A 19,552-nucleotide genomic window follows, 5' to 3' on the forward strand; every position below is an offset into this window, starting at 1 on the left:
GTCAGTGATTCTCAGGTACTCGGTGATTTACTTAATCAGATTCCACCAGATGAACCAATCGATTCCGTTTATACTGATGGAGCTTATGATACGAAACAATGTCGAGAAGTGATTTCCGATCGGCAAGCTCATGCAGTAATCCCACCCAGAAAAAATGCTAAACCTTGGAAAGATAAAAAAGTTCATTCGCAAGAGCGAAATGAATTACTTCAAACAGTTAAACTTTTAGGTAGGACACTATGGAAAAAATGGTCAGGCTATCATCAGCGGAGTTTGGTCGAAACCAAGATGCATTGCATCAAATTATTAGGCGATCGACTACATTCAAGAAACTTTCAAAGCCAAGTCAATGAGATTCATGCACGTGTGGCCGTATTTAATAGATTTACAGAGTTAGGTCGTCCTCATACCCGAGTTGTAACTTAAATTTGAGTGAGTTGGGGGATGCTTCAAATTATAAATCTTTGTGCAACAAAGCCAATCAAACCTAAAGTGCGGGGGGATACCACCAAAAATTTTAGACACATATAGCCATCTTTAGATGGGGCTTTTCATAATCTCCTCAAGAACGTTGACCATGTCTTCATTTTAAATTATAAAACATTTATACTTGGTTTTGAAAATTCCTTACACTCAGTTCATCGCTCAATAATTTGATGCAATACATCATGGTTTCACCAAGTTTCAGTGATGATAGCCAGCCGGTTTTTACAAATTCCTCTATCTATGTATTTGACCGTTTTTAATAATTCATTTCTCTGTATAGACCTTAGATTTAACCTTCCATGAATTTGCATTTTTTGGTGGAATGACTGCATGTTGCTGTCGATCTGAAATTAATTTTTCTGCAGTATTTCGTAAGATAAGCTTCATCGGTATAGACAGAATCAATCTGCTTATCTGGTGGAATTTGATCAAATACTTACAGGATTACAAAAAAATATATGTTAGTAATCTATATATATCTTTTTGAATTAAAAATATATTTTACTAAATTAATATATTCTGTATAAGGCTTGGGTTTTACTATAGCCAATACCAATGCAACAGGGCAGACCAAGCCATTTTTGGATGGTTTTGATGAGTTTTCTACAATAATCCTGTAGATCGAATAAGTCTTGGTAAGAGCTGAGATTGATAAAACATTCATCAATAGAGTAGGCTTCCAAATCCTCATCTTTAAAAAAAATCTTTAAAATTTTAAAAAAACGATCTGAGAAATCACCATATAAAGCATAGTTACTTGAAAAGGCGAGTACGCCAGCTTTTTTAGCTTGTTGTTCAACTTCATGCCAAGGGATTGCCATATCTATATTTAACGCCTTGGCTTCATTGCTTCGCGAAACGACACAACCCCATTACTTAATACGACAACTGGCTTATTATTTAAACTGGGGTTAAATACGCGTTCACAACTGACATAACAATTGTTAATGTCGATCAAAGCAAAAATTTGTTCGCTCATGGGCTGTCTTGAAAAAGTTACAAATTCAAGTGAAATATTAAAAGATGTTTAAAATAAATTCAAATCAAATCTAGTGTGGATTTGTTCATCCTTTGGGCTGGATGATTAAATAATCGGTGTGGTGAGATACAAAATTGACTAAGCACTGTTGAGCTTCGTGGTGGTTTAAGTAATTTAGGTAAAAAGAGCAAATAGAGAAGTGGTTCTTTTAAAAGGTATATCTTAAATTGCAGCTTACAATGTCGAAAAATGAAACATCTCAATCCTTGTATAGAAAACTGAGAGGGCTAAATTAACAGTTGTCGTCGATTTGTACGGCATATCCCAATATTGAAAAGGATGGATATGAAAATGGCTAATCAACAACATAACTCTCAACAGAATCAGCAACAGAATCAGCAGAATGACCAACAAGGTCAACCCAACCAATCTAATCAGCAGCAGAAGCAACACAGTCAGCAAGATCAACAATCAAATCAACAAAACCAGCAAAAGCAACAATCCAACCAACAGGCTCAACAAAATCAGCAAAGCCAACACAAGCCTCAGCAAAAATAGGGCTTTGAACTCATCTTAATCGTAGCTTCTAAATGACAAAACGCCTCAACTTAGGCGTTTTGTCATTTTAGCTATTTTGAATTTTAAGCTTCTTCATTTTTAAGTTTCTTGATTTTAAGCTTACGCTGCTGATCACTTGAATCGTTTATTGCTTTGATCAAAAATTTTATGAAGACCTTCATTTATATTTATACATTGATTAAATTGGGCAAAATGGTGTATTTCAGTGTTTAGTGCGCTAAAGAAATGTGCTGGGTCCGCAATAGTATGATTGAGATGCTGTGGTTCAAGATGTAGGCTGATGACTTCAAATTGATTTTTTGCCCGATGTGCTTTGCAATCGATACGTCCCACAATTTGATCCCCATATAAAATAGGTAAACAAAAATATCCAAATACACGTTTAGGTGGCGTCACATAACATTCCAACCGATAATCAAATTTAAACAGGGTATTTAAACGGTCACGATGTATCACCAGATTGTCAAAAGGAGAGAGAATTTTGACTTTTAACTCAATATTGGGGATCTGCTCTAAGGCATCGGTTTGGATATAAAGATTTTGACTCTCTTTGTCACTACTGCCTAATTGAGCTAAAGTGGTGATCACGCCCGCATCTAATTGTTCATTGACGATGTCACGCATTGCCTCACGAATCTTTTGCCCAACTTTTAAATGCAACAATTGCTTCCATGCAAACACGCCATGTGCGCGGAGCGTGGTATTGAACAAGTAGCGGGCATATTCCTCTAGTGTAGGAACACTCAGATCAAGATGACTTGGGATACAATATTCGGTCAGTTGATAGACTTTTTCCATACCATTACGTTCAGAAATCATCAAATCGCCTTGCATAAACAATTGCTCAATTGAACGACGCGCTAAACTTGAGTTCCACCAGCCCCCTGAATTTTGCTTATTGCCTTGTTCAATGTTGCGTAATCGAATACTGCCTTCAGCTTTCGCCCGAGCCAGAATCTCATTCATAAAAGCTTGATCACCGCGATTAAAATAACGATGCTCACCATTTCTAATCGATGTCATATGAGGAAGTGCATAGCGATAATCTTGCATTGGTAAATAGGATGCTGCATGAAACCAATATTCAAAAATATGCTGCTGTTTGACCAGTTGATTTAAGTGGCTTTGCTGATAATCTGGAACACGGCTCCATAAAATATGGTGGTGGGCACGTTCTACTACAGAAATTGTATCAATCTGAACATAGCCAAGATGTTCAATCGCATGGCGTGTTCCAGATAATCCTGTACCAAAGGAAGCAGGTGAAATTAGGCCTTGATGAGAGAGTGCCAGACGTCTTAATGATTCAATCATAACAATTATTTTTTAACCTATTTTTAGTGATTCTTGGTTGCCACGTGGGTATCGCAAATGAAGCTTGAAGATGAGTAGCACAAACAAAGGCTATGACGTTCAATGATCATTTTAATTTTTTAAGAATACAAGTAACGACACCCCAAATCATAATTTGTTCTTCACTGTGTGGGTGAATATCTGGAAAATCAGGATTTTCTGCTTTGAGCCAAATATCATAAATTCCTGTAGATACTTTAACTTGCATAAAGCGTTTGACTGTAAATTCATTGTTGATTAATGCCAAAACAACATCGCCGTGTTCAGCCTCTAGGCTACGGTCAATTAAAATTTCATCTCCAATTTCAATACCTGCATTTTTCATTGATAAGGAGTTAACTTTTAACATAAAGGTTGCAATAGGGTTATGAATTAAGTGTTCATTTAAATCAATTTTCTTTTCTGTATAGTCTTGAGCGGGTGATGGAAAGCCTGCTGCAACGGTTTCCAAAGGATAGGGGATACTGATGTTGCTACGAAATTCAATTGTACGTAAATCTTGCTTTGAAATAGGCTCGATAATAGAAAGAAGAGAATTGATTGTCTTAAAATTTTCCCTTACAGAGCGATCACTTAACTTCGATGGTGGAGTCAAATTTGGCGGCATCACGATTCACCTTGAAAATGTAACACAATCAAGTTTAACAAAATAAACGCGTGATGCAAGATTCTTTTGGTGAATTGATTGTGATTGTCAAACTGTCGGCTTACAATTTGACAAAATCCAATCGTTCGGAAATGTACATGTTGCAAGATTTTGTAGAAGAACAGAAATTAGTGTGTGAAGAATTTGACTCTCGATATATCAAAGTCAATGAAACGGATCTCGTGGCTATCGCTAAGCAAACCTTAAGTAAAGAACCGATCGTGGGTTTACGTAAACAGCCTGATGCTGAAAATGTGTCATGGTTTATTTATGGTGGTGAGTTGGAAGAGGGTGAAGATTTTTTTGATGTGATTAGTGTAAAAGAGCTTGAAGAGGTTTTTCCTGATGCGATCCCTTATCTGGCTTTGGAACAAGGCTTTAGATTTATGATAGATGCTGATGAATACGAAGATGTATGGAAAGCAGATATTTTATAAATAAAAGGTTTGCTAAAGCATGATCTATAGATTTACTTTGACCCTCTGCAGTATTGTTCTGAGTAGTGGATTGAGCACGCAAAGTTTTGCTGAACCATCCACGCAAAAACTCACCCAAGAACAGTATGACCAACGTATTCAAACCTATACTGATCAAGTCAATGAAACTAAACATATCTTGGATGAAGCGCATAGCACGATCACTGCGATTGAACAGCATAAAGCATTTTGTTCACGTTTAGATGCTTATCAAGCGATTGCTAGGATTTCGATAGAAAATTTAGAACTGAATACGGCCAACATGATGTTGATGATCGCCAATAATTTTTTAGATCGACAAAAGCAAAGTATTGAGCAGTCAGGAATGACGCTTGAGCGATTTTGTTCGATTAAGAAATAAACAAAATGTCATTTAAGCCTTATTTTAGTCAGAAAATGATATTTAATTGGCTGAAAATGATAAGTTGTTTTTAAAAAAATGATCAATAATAGACGCATTAAAGCAGTACAAGATTTGATTTTCCCTGGTCTGTATTTTGTGTGGCTTTAAGCGTCAATCGTATGATTGACGCACCCTAAACTCGCTTAATTGCGAGTTTTTTAATGCATTTTATTTGCCTGAATATCGGAAAAAGATAGCAAGAAGATTAAAAAGAAAAATAACCACTCAAAAAGAAACAGACAAATCAACCAGCATTCGTTTTTGCGCAGAATTTTAAAAAGAAGAAGAAAAGGGCAATTCAAGATCGTGCATAAAGCCAAACAGGCCGAAGCACTTGAACAAAAGCTGAAAATTTTGTTATATACTACAATCATATAAATAAAGTGAGTCATTCATTTTGTTGATGATTTTTTATTCTATGAAAGAAGCATTGCTACAATATTTTCATTTTGGGCAGATGTTGTTACTGTAAGATTGTTCGCATGAGCAGTATAAATTTTTTATTATCATTTTGTAGTCAAGAGAATATGGATTTGTATGAATTCACTCATCAGTTAAATCGTGAGGTTATTGCAATATATGTATTGAAGAAATTCTTTAATTAATCAAGTGATTAATCTCTATATAAACTTTTATTTAAAGGATTTTTATGAAACCGATTCGTCTACCGCCATCTCTGACTTTAGCTTTGTTACAAGCGCGAGAAGCTACAATGATGCATTTTAGACCGATTTTAAATGAAATGGGTTTGACTGAGCAGCAATGGCGTGTGATTTCTGTACTTTATCAATATGATGAACTTGAAAATAATCACTTGGCTGATTTGGCATGTATTTTAAGACCCAGTTTAACGGGGATTTTAAATCGTATGCTTGATCAAAATCTGATTAAGAAACGAAAAGACCTACATGATCAACGGGTCAGTTTGATTCAGTTGAGTGATGAAGGTAAAAGATACTTTGAGACGCAAGCGGTGAAAATGGAAGAAAGCTATACAGATATTCAAACACAATATGGTGCAGAGAAAATCCAGCAGCTTATGGAATTGTTAAATGATCTCTCAAAAATAAAACCACGATAAATTTCAATTGAAACAAAGGTTTAGGGTTTGAAGTGTAAAGTTGCATGTCACTCAATTTATTTTAAATATACAAAACACCCTAATCAAAAATGAGTGGGTTTTAATCACTCATTTTTATCATCGCTTAATCAAATAACTTTTTAATGTCTTTCGGTGCGCCTTGCTGGCTTTGAATTTCACCTTTTGCATCTTTCCATACCATTGCGGGAGTAGCATAAAAACCGTATTTATCCATGAGTTTGGTATTTTCATCTAACTTTTCAGATAACGCCTTAGGAATACTCTTCATTTCTACCAATTTATTCTTACCGTTGCTTAAATTGTATTGTTTGAAAATTTCTGCAGGATTGGCATTGTTTAAAATCGTTGCGGCTTGTCCTTTACTGCTTGGACGAATGACTCCAACCATAATATGACGTAATTGAACTTTTCCTGAGTCTACATAGGGACGTGCTTGTTGCCAAAAAGTATGACAGTAGGGGCAGTTTGGGTCATTAAATACATAAACGACTTTTGGCGCATTGCTATCGCCGTCTTGAATCCAACTTGATTTTTCTAGGCTTTTCCAAATTTCATCTAATACTGCACCTTTAACATGGGTGTTAATCGCTTCTTCTGTTAAATTTTTTCCTGAAGCATTAAATAGGTCACCAACGATATAGTGCTTTTGATCTTTTGAAATAAAGATTGTCGATGGATATTCATCTTTATAGCCCGTCCAACCTTCTAAACCCTCGGGTGCATCTATTTGCTTAACAAAGTTATAACCTTCTTTTTCCAATTTATTTTTGAGGAAATTTGCATCAGCAGCAAACAAAGAGCCACTTAACACCAAACCAAGCGAATAAATACCGAGTGTTTTTAAATCAATCATCAAGATGACTCCTAAGGTTAAAAGCAATAATTCTTTAATCAATGCCAATGAAATAGATTATTCCGAAACTATCCTTTGAACTTTTTGGTGAAGTGCAGCATGGGTAAGTTCCCCCATATGTGTATCGATTAATTTGCCTTGTGCATTAAAAAATAAGGTGCTGGGTAAGCCAAACATTCCCATTTTTTGTGCCGTTACACCGTCAAAGTCCAGTAGAACCCAATGCAAATTAAGTTTGTGTTGTTGCAAATACGTTTGCACAGTTTTGGCATCTTCATTCTGATTAATAAAGACAAATTGCACATTGGGATATCTTTGTTGAGCATCATTTAACACAGGCATTTCACGTCTGCATGGTGGACACCAACTGGCCCAAAGATTAATTACTGTGGGTTTGCCGAGGAATTGAGTCAACTCAACATGCTCTTGCTGAAGATTCACTAAATTAACTTGAGGAAATTGTTGGTATTGCAGTTGTACCTGTTGATAGAAATATTGACCTGAAATGAAAAACAGGGCAAAAGCTGCAAAGAATAGTGCAATAAAGCTTTTCTTTAGAGATCGATTTTTCCAAACTATCCATAGCCCAGCACATGCAATTCCCACATAAAGATGAAAACCTTTATCTTGAATCTTCAAAATTTCAATTGGATGCTCTAAATAAACATCTAAATTGAGTAAGACAAAACCAAGTCGTGCAGATAACAAGCCAACCAAGAATGCAGACCAAATCGAGTCTTTAAACACAGACCATTGTAAATTTGAAATAGCAAAATATTGAAAGCTAAACTTTCCAATTACCACACTCATCAGTATCGCAAGCATGAGGATGGTTAATCCCCATGGCAACATAATCGGTCCTAAATGAATTGCTTGTGCAGTGATCATGGAGAGTTCTTAACGTCCTGTGTGTATTTTTTCAGTTTGTTGAATAAGTTGTGGCGCTGAGAAGGTACCTGTAAAGCGCAATTCACGGATTTCTTGTGCATTGCTATTTAAAAACAGCATGGTTGGCGGACCTAAAATTTCACGTTGTTTTAAAATGATGTCTTGTGAGGCGTTGTATTCGGTTAAGTCTAATTGGATGAGGGTGAAGTTTTTCAATGCCTCTTGTACATCGGTACGTGGGAATACCTCTTTTTCAATCGGTTGACACGCCACACACCAGTCCGCATAGACATCAATAATCATCGGTTTGCCTTGCTGTTTGGCATTGACCAAAGCCTGTTCCAATTGTTCAGCGGTGGTCACTTTGTTCCAAACTAAATGTTCTGTTTGGCTATGTTGAATTTGATAAGCAGAATAACTTTGTTGAATATTCCAAAAACCAGCTATTAAACTGGCTATTGCGATAATGGCAAGAATAACTTTATTAACCGTTTTTTCACTGTCACGTAGAGCAATAAAGAGATAGATTGCCAATGCGATACACAGCAAGGCAAAAATTGCAGCATACACAGTCGAAGGTAGCATAGGGCGAATAAAGTACAATGCAACCATCAGCATAATAAAGCCAAAACTGACTTTAATCCGATCCATCCATTTACCTGGTTTTGGTAATAATTTAGAACCAAATACACTGGCGATAAATAAAGGTAAACCGATACCTAGACCGAGAATAAATAAGTACAAACCACCTAATACAGCACTTTGAGTTTGTGAAACAAATAATAATGCGCCAGCAAGTGGGGCACTCATACAAGGGCCAACAATAAGTGCTGATAATGCACCCATAACTACAGCACCGAGCACTGTCCCAGCTTTTTGATTATTTTGCAGATGACTTAATTTATTGGTGATGAATTGCGGTAAGTTTAATTGATATAAACCAAATAAATTTAAAGCTAACACAACAAATAAAACTGCAAATAATGAAACGATCCAGGGGCTTTGGAACCAACGTTGAAAGCTATAACCAATTTCAGCAACCACAATCCCCATAATGGCGTAAACCACCGCCATACTCACCACAAAGCACAAGGCAATCACAACAGCTTTATAACCTTTCGCGCGCTGAATGATGATGCCAGAGAGAATTGGAATAAGTGGCAGCGAGCAAGGTAAAAACGCCAGTAAAATACCTAAACCGAAAAACACCAATAAATTTAGAAATAGAGAATCTTTAGACAATAGTTTAAAGAATGATTGATCATCATTCCATTGTAATGACGATGTATTGTCTTTAGTGTCCGTATTGCTATTTAAATCAGCAGAATTTTCCGTATCTGTAATTGCATTGCTGCTTGCAGCAGAAGCGTTGAGATCAATTGGATTTGCAGTTTTGTCTGCTTCATTGGCAGTTTTTTGTCCAAGCTGAGTGGTTTGATCATCCAATGCTTTGTTTGGAACTGGTTTTTCAACAGTTGAATTGGCTTTAGTTTCAGTGTTTTCTTTGAGCTTTTTATCTTGAGCTGGGGCAGTATCAGGCTGGTTGAGTAATGAGCTATTTGAATTATTATTGAATAGGCGCTTAGACGATGTATTGCTTTGTGGTAATAAGCCATCTGCATCAGTTGCAATGGTTTTTCTTTGTAATGGATAACATAAGCCATCCGCAGAACAACCCTGATACATCACTAAATATTGTGAATTTGGTTTGACCTGAATTTGTGTAGTCACATTTTCATAATGAACTTCAGTTTTCCCAAAGGTTGGATCATCTTTGATATGACCTTTTGGGAGGTTTAAAGGTACAGCTTTATTGTTGACTGTTACTTTAAACTGATCATGATAAAGGTAATAGTGAGGTGCAACTGTCCATTTCAATTGTGCTTTATTTTCTGAAATTGATTCAGCAGAGAATTGAAAAGCTTGATCTGGGGGGAGAAACTCAGGGTTTGCGTGGCTGATGGTACTTAGACTCAATAAAGTAAAACCACATACACTGAGCAAGGTTCGCAACTTCATAATTCCATATCTTTGATTCATTTACAGCCATTATCCATAATTTCAGATAAAGAAGGCATTATTCTAAGTTTTTCTTTGTAAAAATACCGTTAAAAACATTCAACCCCATTTTGCTTAAGTTTTTGAAAAATTTGTTCATCGCCATGATAGAGTCTGTCGAATTGGGTCATTTTCTTGGTTTTTTTGCTAGTGTAATTGATATTGTAAAGCACAGCACCTTGATAAACGATTTCATAAGTTCCTGTTTCTATCTGGTTGATTATTTCTTTATAGAAATCGTGAAATTCACTTGGTCTACCTTGTGCTGTATCAACAGCATCATAGTGGGTAAATTTTAACGAGATTTTTTTCATATAAGGATAATATTGAACTGTTTTGACTTTTGGAAATTCTTCCTCAGAAATAAGCAGAAGGTGCGGGTCTGTTGACAATTTGTCTACATTGTTTTGACTTTCCTTAAAGCAAAAATATTGGGTAGTTTGCTTTGCATAAACAGGCAAAGGGAGAAGACACATTACCGTTATAAATAGCCTAAGCGATTTCATATATTTTCCTCAAAGTTTTTCTTGTTATTATTCATAGATTTTTCCAGCCATTAAAATATCTGCAAAAATTTTCCATGGGATGTGCTCTGGTTGTGGCTGCTGAGTATTTGCATAAAAACCTTCCATATCCTCCACCCAATTGTGTATTGCTACTAAAAAACTTTGCAGATCTTTATTTTCCCATTGTTGAATATTTTCAAGATGATCTTGTTTGAGATTATCTAAAAATGTTAAAAAATCTTGTTTGGTTTTTATTGCATTAATTTTCATAAGCATCATTTCTAATTTACAGGATAAATTGTTGTATAAATATAGGCCATCTCGCACGTTTTTTGCATTCCAACAATTGAAATTAATTTCAACTAGACCCATATAGAAATTAATCAACAGTACAGAACAGACACTTTGTGAAATTTGATTGATGATCAAGCTCACGATAACAAGTCGAAGCTCAACAATAGGATTAGGACATCATATGAATATCGCGGCAAACCCAGTAGTTGAAGCAGATCAAACTATATATTTAAAAGATTATCAAAAACCTTCATATGTTGTAGATTCAATCAATCTCGATATTCAAGTTTATGATGACCATACCAATGTAAACAGCAAATTAGTCATGAAACGCCAAGCAGCAGGAGATATGGTATTGCTTGGACGCGATCTTGAGCTTAAGTCAATTTTCATTAATGGTAAGCAGCTTACCCAAAGTGAGTATAGGCTTGATTCTGAGCAATTGGTGATTGCCAATGCGCCAGATGAAGCCATCGTTGAAACATCTGTGGTCATTCATCCTGAAACCAATACACAACTCGAAGGATTATATCTTGCGGGGAGTGATTTATTTGTCACTCAAAATGAGCCAGAAGGTTTCCGTAAAATTACGTTCTATCCTGACCGTCCAGATGTCTTATCTGTGTTTACCACTCGTGTAGAAGCCGATAACAAATATCCTGTGCTTTTGGCAAATGGTAACTTGATTGAAGCGGGTAAAACTGGTGATGAGCGCCATTATACCATTTGGGAAGATCCAACTAAAAAACCAGCCTATTTATTTGCCTGTGTGATTGGTGATTTAGCGGTTTTAAAAGACCGTTATACCACTTCAGAAGGTCGTGATGTAGCCTTAGAAATCTATGCAGAAGAAAAAGATATCCCAAAATGTCATATTGCGATGGAAGCATTAAAGCATTCTATGCGTTGGGATGAAGAACATTATGGACGTGCATACGATCTAGACAATTATATGATTGTGGCAACCAGTCAGTTCAATATGGGCGCAATGGAAAATAAAGGCTTAAATATTTTCAATACATCATGTGTGCTTGCTGATGAAGAATATACCACTGATGCCGCAATCATGCGTGTACAGTCTGTGATTGCACATGAATATTTCCATAACTGGACAGGTAACCGTATTACTTGCCGTGATTGGTTCCAATTGTGTTTAAAAGAAGGCTTAACGGTTTTTCGTGATCAGTCTTTTTCAGAAGATTTACAATCAGCAGCAGTACAACGTATCGACGATGTTGCGGTGCTTAAAGCGCATCAATTCCCAGAAGATGCAGGCCCATTATCGCATCCTCCACGTCCAGATCATTTTGTAGAAATCAACAATTTCTATACTGCGACAGTGTATGAGAAAGGTGCGGAAATTAACCGCATGATGTCAACATTATTGGGCAAAGAAAAATTCCGTAAAGGTACCGATGAATATTTCCAACGTCATGATGGCCAAGCGGTTACTGTTGAAGATTGGGTTGCAGCCTTAACTGCGGGTTCAGGTGTCGATTTATCTGCATTTTTAATCTGGTATAACCAACCAGGAACACCAAAGCTTGAAGCGAAAGGTGAATATGATGCGAGTACTCAAACTTATCGTTTAAGCTTTAAACAAAGTTTAAAACCCCATCCTAAATATCCAAACTTAAAAGCTGTACCTATTCCTGTGGCTTTAGCATTGTTTAATGCAGAAACAGGTGAGCAGTACACCTTGCATTCTGAGTCTTTATTTGAAAATGGGGTAAAAGATGGGGTGTATTTGTTTGATCAAACCGAAGCAAGCATTGAATTTACAGGCGTGACCGAAAAGCCTGTAGCATCTTTATTACGTAATTTCTCAGCCCCAGTAAATCTTGAATTTAACTATTCAGATGAAGAACTTGCATTCTTATTGCAATATGAAACCAATGGTTTTAACCAGTGGCAAGCAACACAGACTTTGCTTGAGCGTATTTTGCTTAATGGTCATGATGCTCAAATTTATGTAGATGCAATTAAACAGACCTTACCAAGTGTAATTGAAAAAGACCCGCTATTGGCGTCACGCTTATTTGATGTCCCAAGTGAAGGTTATTTGGGTAGTCGTATCGACCAAGATTATAATCCTTTGATTGTAAATGAAGCACGTGAAGCCTTGTTGAATCAATTAGCAAAAGTCTTGGGTGACTTTGTTAAAGAAACGTATTTATCACTTGATCCAGATTCACAAAATGAATTTTCACAAGCAATGGGTGTCCGTGCTCTAAAAAATATCATGTTGAGTTTTATGGCGCGTCAGGGGGATACCGCAGTATTTGATTTGGCTTATGCACAGTATGAAAATTCTGTGAATATGTCTGAGCGACTTGGGGCACTTAAAGTATTGGTATGGAATGATGCACCACAAGCAAAAGCAGCCTTAGAGGACTTCTATAAGCGCTTTAAAGATGAAGCATTGTCATTAGATCAATGGTTTATGATTCAAGCAGCGCATCCGAAAGCAACGGCTGAAACGATTCAGTATTTAACTTCACATGCTGATTATGATTTAGGTACACCTAACCGTATTCGTTCGGTAAGCGGTGGTTTAAATGCCAATCCTGTTAACGCATGGAGTTTTGGTGTTCAGCATTTTGTAGATTTGGCGAAGTATTTGGATGAAAAGAATCCAATTGTTGGCTCTCGTTTACTTCAAGTCCTTACACGCTGGTATACATTAGCTGAACCACAACGAAGTGAAGTAAAAGCCGCACTTGAAGGATTAAAATCTCAAGTGAAATCAAAAAATGTTAGTGAAACCTTAAATAGTATGCTAAGTGTTTAATTAATAATAATTTTTTATTTAATTATATTTGTAATGCTATTTCTCTTATTTTTATAGGAGAAATAGCATGTTTAGAAGTTATAAAGTTATTGAACATTTAGATTGATTATCTATCTATTCTTTAAAAGTTTCATTTAGAGCCTGTTGCACCGCATCTACACGTGACTTACAGGCTTTATATGCAGACATGGACTCTTCCACAATCTTCATCAAATTATCAATATCAGGTTCTTCTTGAGATTCTAATAGTTCAGCATTTTTCTTTAGAACGTCATAACCTTCTTTAAATGTTAAATCTTGTTTAGCCATTGCTTAATACCTGTGTCACATTTGCGTTAATCGTACCATCCAATAACTCTACTTGGATGTGATCAGTTGAAATTTGTTGAATAGAACGAATGGCTTTACCATCACTACGGACAATAGCATAACCTTTGGCCATCACATGACGTGGATTTTGCAAAAGCGTTTCACGCATGAGTGATTCAACTTGATTGGATGCCAATTTAATCAGTTGCTGTGCCAAATACTGAACAGTACCTTTCATCAAATCTAAGCTTTTATTTGCCTCATTGATCTGCCCTTGAGAAAGCGTTTTAATGACTTTGATGTACTGATCATTCTGGCTTTGATAAGCAGTAATTTGATGCTGAGATAACAGTTTAATCTTATGTAGAGAATCTAGCACGTCTTGGGTGCGCTCTACGATTAGATTTCGAATACCTCCAATCACTTTACTTGGTGTATCAAAAGAACGGTTTGCCACTTCATCTAAAATGGTTCTATCTTTTTCATGGCCTATACCTACCCAGATCGGAACAGAGCGTTTGCAAAGTAGTGCAGCGAGATTGTAGTCATTGAGATAGGCCAGATCATTGACTGCACCTCCACCACGAATAATCACAATAAGATCTGGTGGTGTATTGAGGTCTTTAGCCCATTGTCGTAATGCATTTGCTAAAGCTTCAGAAATACTTGTCGCTGCAGTGTTCCCCTGAAACGTTGCTGAATGATAGACAAAATGACAAACCCCAGCTTGATCGAGAGCATCAGCATCTTTCTTAAAGTCACCCAAGCCAGCAGCATTTTCAGGAGCAATGACGAGCACATTTTGAATATCAAATGGGGCAGGCAGTAATTTATTTTTATTGAGTAGACCTTCGCTAGTCAGTCTTTCTAAAATTTGTTGATAACGCCGTGCGATATCACCTAGGGTATAACTTGAATCTATTGCTTCAATATTGACTGAAAAACCGTATTGGGGACTAAATACAGCTTTCACTTTAATCAGTACATTGAGATCACGAGAGAGTTCAACACCACTTTCTCGTTCAAACTTTAATACCATTTTGGCAGCAGAGAATTTCCAGATTGTTGCCTTACAACTGGCAATGACTTTATCTGAATCTTCTTCCTTTTCTGCAAGTTCTAAGTAGTAGTGGCCGCCCTTGATGCTTAGACTTCTAATCTCAGCTTTTACCCATATTGCTTCATCAAAAGTTACACGTATAACTTCTTGAACAGTTGCAAGGTATTCGCTTAAGGAAAGCTGTAAGTCAGACATACAAAGGTAATTACGGTAAATTTATCTAAAATAGTATATAACATGGTGACTCAAGACGGTGAAGATATATTGATCTTATACATCGGATATGGCATATTTTTATGATGTAGACGGGCGTTATCGACATCTACTTAAACCAAAGTATTTTTTAGTCTTTAAAGTAAAAACACAAGTGAAATCATTAATATTTATTAGCTTTTTTTTCTTGGTATCTTGTACCAGTTATGATTTAGAAAGTAATCATGCGCATTGTATGGGATATGGAGCAGATGTCAGTAACATTACATCAACAATGAGTGATTATGATCGCTTTAGATATCAGAGTCAGAATGGGATGAGTATGCTTAACAGCAATACACTCTCACCGAAGATGCGAACCGATTGTTATAAAATTGACCCGAAACAAACCAAATAGCTGAAAGGCTCATCAATGGATGGGCTTTAATTTTATATAAGCTAAACTTCTTTTATAGAGCATTCAAAAAATTATAAATTATGAAAAAAATCCTTTTTTTATTTCTTTTATGGATATCACAGCTTTGTTATGCAGCTCCAATAATGCCAATTTTTGATAAAAAATTAAATATAGAGAAATTCAAAGAATATTTTGATCGTGATCATACTCGGTATCCTGAAAATGATAAATTAATCGCAGAACGAGAAACAGATTTAGATCAACCTAAATATAAAGTGATTGTTACTAGAATAATATTTGGTAGGGAATATGAGCTTCAAAATTATATCAAAATGATTGGTTATCACGACTGCGAAGTTAGAAAAATTTTCTTGTATACAGGATATTATGATTACAATGCAGATCTTATTGAAACTTATAGAACTGTAACTAAATTTCCACAGGACAGTAAGTTGATTGAAGATGCTTGTTTAGATAAGTAAACTTTAAAATTTCATTTAAAGATAAATTCTCATACATCATAATCAACTGATATATTATTTTAATAACCCACTTCCCCAAAAAGTGGCTATTTTCTAAAAGTATTTTTTGAAAAAAAGTTTATCTAGAGTGAAAGAATCTGGCTTGTTTGTAAAAATAAAAAGTAAAATGAAAATATAAAGCAAATCATGAATATAGAAAAACCAGCTTATCCAAGTGATCAAATTAAGGCCTGGTGGAATTGTATAAATACCAACGGTTACGAGTGCAACAAAGCAAATAAAGATCAATATAAGGCTGGTTAACTGAGTAAATAATCCTATGGTTAGCAATAGCCCGAATACAAATTCAAATAAAGAAACAATGATAGCTGTCACTTCTGGAAAAGGTATACCTGCCGAAACAATCGTTTCCAACATGATTTGTTGATTTTTCTCTACAAATAATTTGTTATAACCCGTTGTAAAGAAAAATAAACCGATCGAAATTCTGGCTAATATTAAGGCGAAGTGACTAAATTTTGGCGAATTAAATGGATTTTTAAAGAGAAAACCAAGCATGTTTCTATGATTCTGAAAATTAGAAAATATCTTAATAATCTGAGCAGACTTTTTAAATGTAAGCATTGTTGGTGAGTGTATATAATTTGTCATTTATACAGATTTAAAATTTTGCTAAGGCTGTTCGAAATGTTACGTAAGTTTCATAAAATACACATCAAGAAGTCTATACTTTGATATTGTATATTTTTTAAGCAAAACTGAGCGAAGTATGAAAATCTTTTCAATTTTAAGTTTAGCTATGTTGATCGGCTTAACAGCGTGTCAAAAAAGAGATACAGATACACAAAAGCAAGATCAAACAACAACGCCACATTCAGTCGATAAGGACAGTTAACCCAACGCCCACTGATACAGTGGGCTGATTGATATAATGGATTGGCGAAATCGTGTTTATGCTAAGACGCTTAAAGCGTCTTTTTTATTGTAAAGATAAAGTCTTGTTTGAGATTAGACAAATATTTTATAGATAGATCTTTGATTCTTTAGGCTCTATTTCACAATTAAAAGATATCGAAAAGTGGGGGAGTTATTAATTTTAAAGCAAAGTTTTATTTGGATTTTTTATATCTAATTCAAGTAATTTTTAGGCTTTCTCTATAACAAATCATACTGTAGGCATAAGCTAAGATAGCGTAGTAATTTTCTTTAATGATATAAAGCCGTCTCGTTCTAATCAGCAATGACAGCACTTATCTAGGCTTAATACATCTTATTCATTGATCAAAAAATAAAACTAAATATTTAAATTAAAACAAAATTCAAGCTTAAAATGTATAAGGTTCTAAGTGATTGTTATAATTTGTGTATGCAACAAGTAGTTATTCGAAATAAGTGGTTGGATTGCTCTAAAGCGCTATGTTAGAACTTAACTTCCATATTTATTCGAGATTAAACATGAAAAAATTATTATTAATTTCATCTTTTTTAGCTGTTGTTTTTGTTGCTGGGTGTAGTGCAAAAGACAAAGATAAAGCGACATCTCCTGATAATGAGGTAAGTAGTAGTGCCGTTGCTGTTGATACAAATGAGTCGGCTGAAAAAACGGTGAAGTATGAAACTGCTGATAAGAAACAATTTACACTTAAGACCAGTGATAATTTTGTTACAGCGACATTAACGGATAGCGATGGAAATAATTATTCATTGAAAGAAGTACCTGCTGGAAGCGGTATGCGTTTAGAAGGTGACAATGGTGTTTCAATTCATTCTAAAGGCGATGAAGGAACCATTGAACTTGCTAAAGATAAATCTTTTACAGTAAAAGAAGTTAAATAGAATTATGATGTAAATAGCCCCACCATTTGGTGGGGTTTTTTATTCGTAGTTCATCAATCAAAAAATATCGTAATGAGTGAATTATATTGGTGTTAAAAGTTTTTACTCCCTTTGAGAGAAGGCTAGGATGAGGGGGAGTTTGCTGGCTTATCGCCCTAAAAGGACTTATGAAAGAAGCCGAATAGGTTGAGAGAAAACTGTACACATTAAAATTAAGTACTTTAAAACCCATTCAAAAATAAGATATTTACGGGCATTTCATTATTTATGCACTTGAATAGACCGACTAATTGTAAACAATTGGCGCAATATCTATTGAAATGAATAGATTAAAGTAATTTTACCGTGGCATGAAATTTGCTGAAAACACCTTTGCAATATTTTTATTTTTCAATTATTAAAGGTATTTTTATGTTTAAGCACACGGTTCTTTCACTGTTTATTTTCAGTGCTATCAGTACTTCAGTCGTTCATGCTGAAAGTTTTAATGTTCTTAAGCAATTATCCAATAAGCCAGTTCAACTAAAAGACGGTGAATACAAAGGCAATTATTACGTACCCTCGACTTTAAACACCATTACTTGGGGCTACTTACCGAATAAAGATGCTAAGCCTGTGATTTCTGTTCCATCGGGAAGTGTTGTGACTTTCGATACAGTTTCACATGAAGGTTTACTTGAAGATCAAGGGCGGGATGCGGAAAAATTCTTTAAATCAAAAGGGGTGAAAGATGAATACATTTTAGATGAAGCAAAAAATATTACAAAATCTTCTCTAAAACATGATTTTAATAAAGATGGACCTCATATTGTGACTGGCCCAATTGAAATTCAAGGCGCACAAGCCGGTGATATTTTAAAAGTAGAAGTCATTAAAGTAGAGCCTCGTGTTCCCTATGGCGTCATTTCAAATCGTCATGGTAAAGGTGCTTTAGTGGGCGAATTTCCTAAAAGACCACAACAAGAAAATGCTTCGGCTGAACATCCTGAGCGATATGGAAATGTTTCAGTCTTTACCCCAATAGAAAAAAATACCTAGGGTGAATATGAGGGGGTACTAAAAACACAATCAGGTAAATCGATTCGTTTCCCGCTAAGCCCGTTTATGGGCATTATGGGGGTCGCACCGAATACATCACAACCAGTTCATTCAGTACCACCAGCGATGTATGGCGGTAATATTGATATTAATGAGTTAGGTGCTGGATCAACTGCATATTATCCAGTACAAGTGCCGGGTGCATTGTTCTATACAGGTGATAGTCATTTTGCCCAAGGTGATGGCGAAGTTGCTCTAACTGCATTAGAAGCTTCAGCAAGAGCAACACTCAAATTCACTTTATTAAAAACAGGCAAAGATAAAATCCCGGGTAAAGAAATCGTACAGCCATTAGCAGAAAATGCTGAATTTTGGATCACACCAGGATTAGACGAAGATTTAGACGAAGCAATGAAAAAATCTACACGTGAAGCAATTCGGTTTTTAAATCAAGAATATGGTATTGATGAAGCGATTGCTTATGCATATCTGAGTGCTGCTACTGATTTTGAAGTATCGCAAGTGGTCGATAAGACCAAGGGGATCCATGCCAAAATACGTAAAGCTGACTTTAAAGAGTTTGTTGAAGACGCTAAGTAAAACTAGAGCTGCTTAATTAAATATCCTTGAAAGTAAGGTCGTATAATCTGCTTTCAAGGATTCATCATTATCTTTGAAATAATAAAAAACTATAATTTATTCGTCTTTATCAGTGTGGATTGTTTTCCTGCAATTTATCTATTTATGCTTTCAAACGATACTGAACCGTTTGTTATCGTGGCTTTCGATATCCGACATCAATG

The 19,552-nt window shown here is 35.6% G+C and carries 20 protein-coding genes and 3 pseudogenes; 11 read left to right on the forward strand and 12 right to left on the reverse strand.

The features are described 5' to 3' along the window. Window positions 1-426 (forward strand): IS5 family transposase (locus FY049_RS05515; RefSeq protein WP_446083325.1); only part of this gene is annotated, 426 nt, incomplete at its 5' end. Between the two features lie 181 nt (window positions 427-607). Here the strand turns inward: FY049_RS05515 and FY049_RS05520 are convergent. Together FY049_RS05520 and FY049_RS05525 are read right to left on the reverse strand one after the other, a co-directional pair. Further along, window positions 608-922: pseudogene (locus tag FY049_RS05520) on the reverse strand (IS5/IS1182 family transposase); the annotation flags it as partial. A 91-nt stretch (window positions 923-1,013) separates the two neighbouring features. Further along, window positions 1,014-1,465 (reverse strand): annotated as a pseudogene (locus tag FY049_RS05525) (Y-family DNA polymerase); the annotation flags it as partial. 351 nt (window positions 1,466-1,816) lie between these two features. Here FY049_RS05525 and FY049_RS05530 point away from each other — a divergent pair. Beyond that, window positions 1,817-2,023: a hypothetical protein gene (locus FY049_RS05530; RefSeq protein WP_209826038.1), complete on the forward strand. Its 207-nt coding sequence runs from the start codon at window positions 1,817-1,819 to the stop codon at window positions 2,021-2,023. Between the two features lie 132 nt (window positions 2,024-2,155). On the opposite strand, the gene FY049_RS05535 is transcribed toward FY049_RS05530, so the two are convergent. Beyond that, window positions 2,156-3,358, reverse strand: a complete 1,203-nt coding sequence (locus tag FY049_RS05535) for a winged helix-turn-helix domain-containing protein (protein ID WP_446083326.1) — start codon at window positions 3,356-3,358, stop codon at window positions 2,156-2,158. A 106-nt stretch (window positions 3,359-3,464) separates the two neighbouring features. Then, the gene (locus tag FY049_RS05540; protein ID WP_004719801.1) at window positions 3,465-4,004 is read right to left on the reverse strand and encodes a LexA family protein; all 540 of its coding nucleotides are present in this window, start codon (window positions 4,002-4,004) and stop codon (window positions 3,465-3,467) included. A gap of 137 nt (window positions 4,005-4,141) precedes the next feature. Between FY049_RS05540 and FY049_RS05545 the strand changes: the two genes are divergently transcribed. The 3 genes from FY049_RS05545 (at window position 4,142) to hpaR (ending at window position 6,003) form a co-directional block, all read left to right on the forward strand. Further along, window positions 4,142-4,480 carry an immunity protein Imm33 domain-containing protein gene (locus tag FY049_RS05545; protein WP_034615602.1) on the forward strand — a complete coding sequence of 113 codons (339 nt, stop codon included), beginning with the start codon at window positions 4,142-4,144 and terminating at the stop codon, window positions 4,478-4,480. 19 nt (window positions 4,481-4,499) lie between these two features. Continuing rightward, window positions 4,500-4,880, forward strand: a complete 381-nt coding sequence (locus FY049_RS05550; RefSeq protein ID WP_166782367.1) for a hypothetical protein — start codon at window positions 4,500-4,502, stop codon at window positions 4,878-4,880. 691 nt (window positions 4,881-5,571) lie between these two features. Further along, the gene (gene hpaR / locus FY049_RS05555) at window positions 5,572-6,003 is read left to right on the forward strand and encodes a homoprotocatechuate degradation operon regulator HpaR (RefSeq protein ID WP_446083327.1); all 432 of its coding nucleotides are present in this window, start codon (window positions 5,572-5,574) and stop codon (window positions 6,001-6,003) included. Between the two features lie 124 nt (window positions 6,004-6,127). Here the strand turns inward: hpaR and dsbG are convergent, their stop codons facing one another. From dsbG to FY049_RS05580, 5 genes are all read right to left on the reverse strand, one after another. Next, complete coding sequence (gene dsbG / locus FY049_RS05560) at window positions 6,128-6,877, reverse strand: thiol:disulfide interchange protein DsbG (RefSeq protein ID WP_234623620.1); 750 nt, start codon at window positions 6,875-6,877, stop codon at window positions 6,128-6,130. Window positions 6,878-6,934: 57 nt separating this feature from the next. Further along, window positions 6,935-7,765: a prolipoprotein diacylglyceryl transferase family protein gene (locus tag FY049_RS05565; protein WP_446083328.1), complete on the reverse strand. Its 831-nt coding sequence runs from the start codon at window positions 7,763-7,765 to the stop codon at window positions 6,935-6,937. 9 nt (window positions 7,766-7,774) lie between these two features. Beyond that, complete coding sequence (dsbD, locus tag FY049_RS05570) at window positions 7,775-9,805, reverse strand: protein-disulfide reductase DsbD (protein ID WP_446083329.1); 2,031 nt, start codon at window positions 9,803-9,805, stop codon at window positions 7,775-7,777. A gap of 68 nt (window positions 9,806-9,873) precedes the next feature. Beyond that, window positions 9,874-10,329 (reverse strand): hypothetical protein, encoded by a 456-nt coding sequence (locus FY049_RS05575; RefSeq protein ID WP_262781430.1) that lies wholly within the window; start codon window positions 10,327-10,329, stop codon window positions 9,874-9,876. Between the two features lie 27 nt (window positions 10,330-10,356). After that, a complete protein-coding gene (locus FY049_RS05580) occupies window positions 10,357-10,599 on the reverse strand; it encodes a DUF7660 family protein (protein ID WP_446083330.1) in 243 nt (80 codons plus the stop codon). 205 nt (window positions 10,600-10,804) lie between these two features. On the opposite strand from FY049_RS05580, the gene pepN reads away from it, so the two are divergent. Beyond that, window positions 10,805-13,414, forward strand: a complete 2,610-nt coding sequence (gene pepN / locus FY049_RS05585; RefSeq protein ID WP_446083331.1) for an aminopeptidase N — start codon at window positions 10,805-10,807, stop codon at window positions 13,412-13,414. 114 nt (window positions 13,415-13,528) lie between these two features. On the opposite strand, the gene xseB is transcribed toward pepN, so the two are convergent. After that, window positions 13,529-13,723: an exodeoxyribonuclease VII small subunit gene (xseB, locus tag FY049_RS05590; RefSeq protein ID WP_034615548.1), complete on the reverse strand. Its 195-nt coding sequence runs from the start codon at window positions 13,721-13,723 to the stop codon at window positions 13,529-13,531. Beyond that, window positions 13,716-14,978 carry an exodeoxyribonuclease VII large subunit gene (xseA, locus tag FY049_RS05595; RefSeq protein ID WP_446083332.1) on the reverse strand — a complete coding sequence of 421 codons (1,263 nt, stop codon included), beginning with the start codon at window positions 14,976-14,978 and terminating at the stop codon, window positions 13,716-13,718. The genes xseB and xseA overlap by 8 nt, the downstream gene beginning before the upstream one ends. A gap of 88 nt (window positions 14,979-15,066) precedes the next feature. On the opposite strand from xseA, the gene FY049_RS05600 reads away from it, so the two are divergent. Together FY049_RS05600 and FY049_RS05605 are read left to right on the forward strand one after the other, a co-directional pair. Then, on the forward strand, window positions 15,067-15,393 hold the full coding sequence (locus tag FY049_RS05600; protein WP_446083333.1) for a hypothetical protein: 327 nt from the start codon (window positions 15,067-15,069) through the stop codon (window positions 15,391-15,393). A gap of 80 nt (window positions 15,394-15,473) precedes the next feature. Next, window positions 15,474-15,875 carry a hypothetical protein gene (locus FY049_RS05605; protein WP_446083334.1) on the forward strand — a complete coding sequence of 134 codons (402 nt, stop codon included), beginning with the start codon at window positions 15,474-15,476 and terminating at the stop codon, window positions 15,873-15,875. Between the two features lie 93 nt (window positions 15,876-15,968). On the opposite strand, the gene FY049_RS05610 is transcribed toward FY049_RS05605, so the two are convergent. Further along, window positions 15,969-16,433 carry a DoxX family protein gene (locus tag FY049_RS05610; RefSeq protein ID WP_154131006.1) on the reverse strand — a complete coding sequence of 155 codons (465 nt, stop codon included), beginning with the start codon at window positions 16,431-16,433 and terminating at the stop codon, window positions 15,969-15,971. A 211-nt stretch (window positions 16,434-16,644) separates the two neighbouring features. Here FY049_RS05610 and FY049_RS05615 point away from each other — a divergent pair, with 211 nt between their 5' ends. The 3 genes and pseudogenes from FY049_RS05615 (at window position 16,645) to FY049_RS05625 (ending at window position 19,349) form a co-directional block, all read left to right on the forward strand. Next, a complete protein-coding gene (locus tag FY049_RS05615; protein WP_004821939.1) occupies window positions 16,645-16,770 on the forward strand; it encodes a hypothetical protein in 126 nt (41 codons plus the stop codon). Window positions 16,771-17,330: 560 nt separating this feature from the next. Next, window positions 17,331-17,711, forward strand: a complete 381-nt coding sequence (locus FY049_RS05620) for an MliC family protein (RefSeq protein WP_004719841.1) — start codon at window positions 17,331-17,333, stop codon at window positions 17,709-17,711. A gap of 411 nt (window positions 17,712-18,122) precedes the next feature. After that, a pseudogene (locus tag FY049_RS05625) lies at window positions 18,123-19,349 on the forward strand (acetamidase/formamidase family protein). Window positions 19,350-19,552 lie beyond the last annotated feature (203 nt).

The organism is Acinetobacter sp. 1125_18A, from assembly GCF_052824985.1.

Excerpts from the sequence above, each read along its gene's own strand:
- FY049_RS05530 (WP_209826038.1), top strand. The coding sequence starts at position 1,817 with ATGGCTAATCAACAACATAACTCTCAACAGAATCAGCAACAGAATCAG.
- FY049_RS05535 (WP_446083326.1), bottom strand. The coding sequence starts at position 3,358 with ATGATTGAATCATTAAGACGTCTGGCACTCTCTCATCAAGGCCTAATT.
- FY049_RS05540 (WP_004719801.1), bottom strand. The coding sequence starts at position 4,004 with ATGCCGCCAAATTTGACTCCACCATCGAAGTTAAGTGATCGCTCTGTA.
- FY049_RS05545 (WP_034615602.1), top strand. The coding sequence starts at position 4,142 with ATGTTGCAAGATTTTGTAGAAGAACAGAAATTAGTGTGTGAAGAATTT.
- FY049_RS05550 (WP_166782367.1), top strand. The coding sequence starts at position 4,500 with ATGATCTATAGATTTACTTTGACCCTCTGCAGTATTGTTCTGAGTAGT.
- hpaR (WP_446083327.1), top strand. The coding sequence starts at position 5,572 with ATGAAACCGATTCGTCTACCGCCATCTCTGACTTTAGCTTTGTTACAA.
- dsbG (WP_234623620.1), bottom strand. The coding sequence starts at position 6,877 with ATGATTGATTTAAAAACACTCGGTATTTATTCGCTTGGTTTGGTGTTA.
- FY049_RS05565 (WP_446083328.1), bottom strand. The coding sequence starts at position 7,765 with ATGATCACTGCACAAGCAATTCATTTAGGACCGATTATGTTGCCATGG.
- dsbD (WP_446083329.1), bottom strand. The coding sequence starts at position 9,805 with ATGAATCAAAGATATGGAATTATGAAGTTGCGAACCTTGCTCAGTGTA.
- FY049_RS05575 (WP_262781430.1), bottom strand. The coding sequence starts at position 10,329 with ATGAAATCGCTTAGGCTATTTATAACGGTAATGTGTCTTCTCCCTTTG.
- FY049_RS05580 (WP_446083330.1), bottom strand. The coding sequence starts at position 10,599 with ATGAAAATTAATGCAATAAAAACCAAACAAGATTTTTTAACATTTTTA.
- pepN (WP_446083331.1), top strand. The coding sequence starts at position 10,805 with ATGAATATCGCGGCAAACCCAGTAGTTGAAGCAGATCAAACTATATAT.
- xseB (WP_034615548.1), bottom strand. The coding sequence starts at position 13,723 with ATGGCTAAACAAGATTTAACATTTAAAGAAGGTTATGACGTTCTAAAG.
- xseA (WP_446083332.1), bottom strand. The coding sequence starts at position 14,978 with ATGTCTGACTTACAGCTTTCCTTAAGCGAATACCTTGCAACTGTTCAA.
- FY049_RS05600 (WP_446083333.1), top strand. The coding sequence starts at position 15,067 with ATGGCATATTTTTATGATGTAGACGGGCGTTATCGACATCTACTTAAA.
- FY049_RS05605 (WP_446083334.1), top strand. The coding sequence starts at position 15,474 with ATGAAAAAAATCCTTTTTTTATTTCTTTTATGGATATCACAGCTTTGT.
- FY049_RS05610 (WP_154131006.1), bottom strand. The coding sequence starts at position 16,433 with ATGCTTGGTTTTCTCTTTAAAAATCCATTTAATTCGCCAAAATTTAGT.
- FY049_RS05615 (WP_004821939.1), top strand. The coding sequence starts at position 16,645 with ATGAAAATCTTTTCAATTTTAAGTTTAGCTATGTTGATCGGCTTAACA.
- FY049_RS05620 (WP_004719841.1), top strand. The coding sequence starts at position 17,331 with ATGAAAAAATTATTATTAATTTCATCTTTTTTAGCTGTTGTTTTTGTT.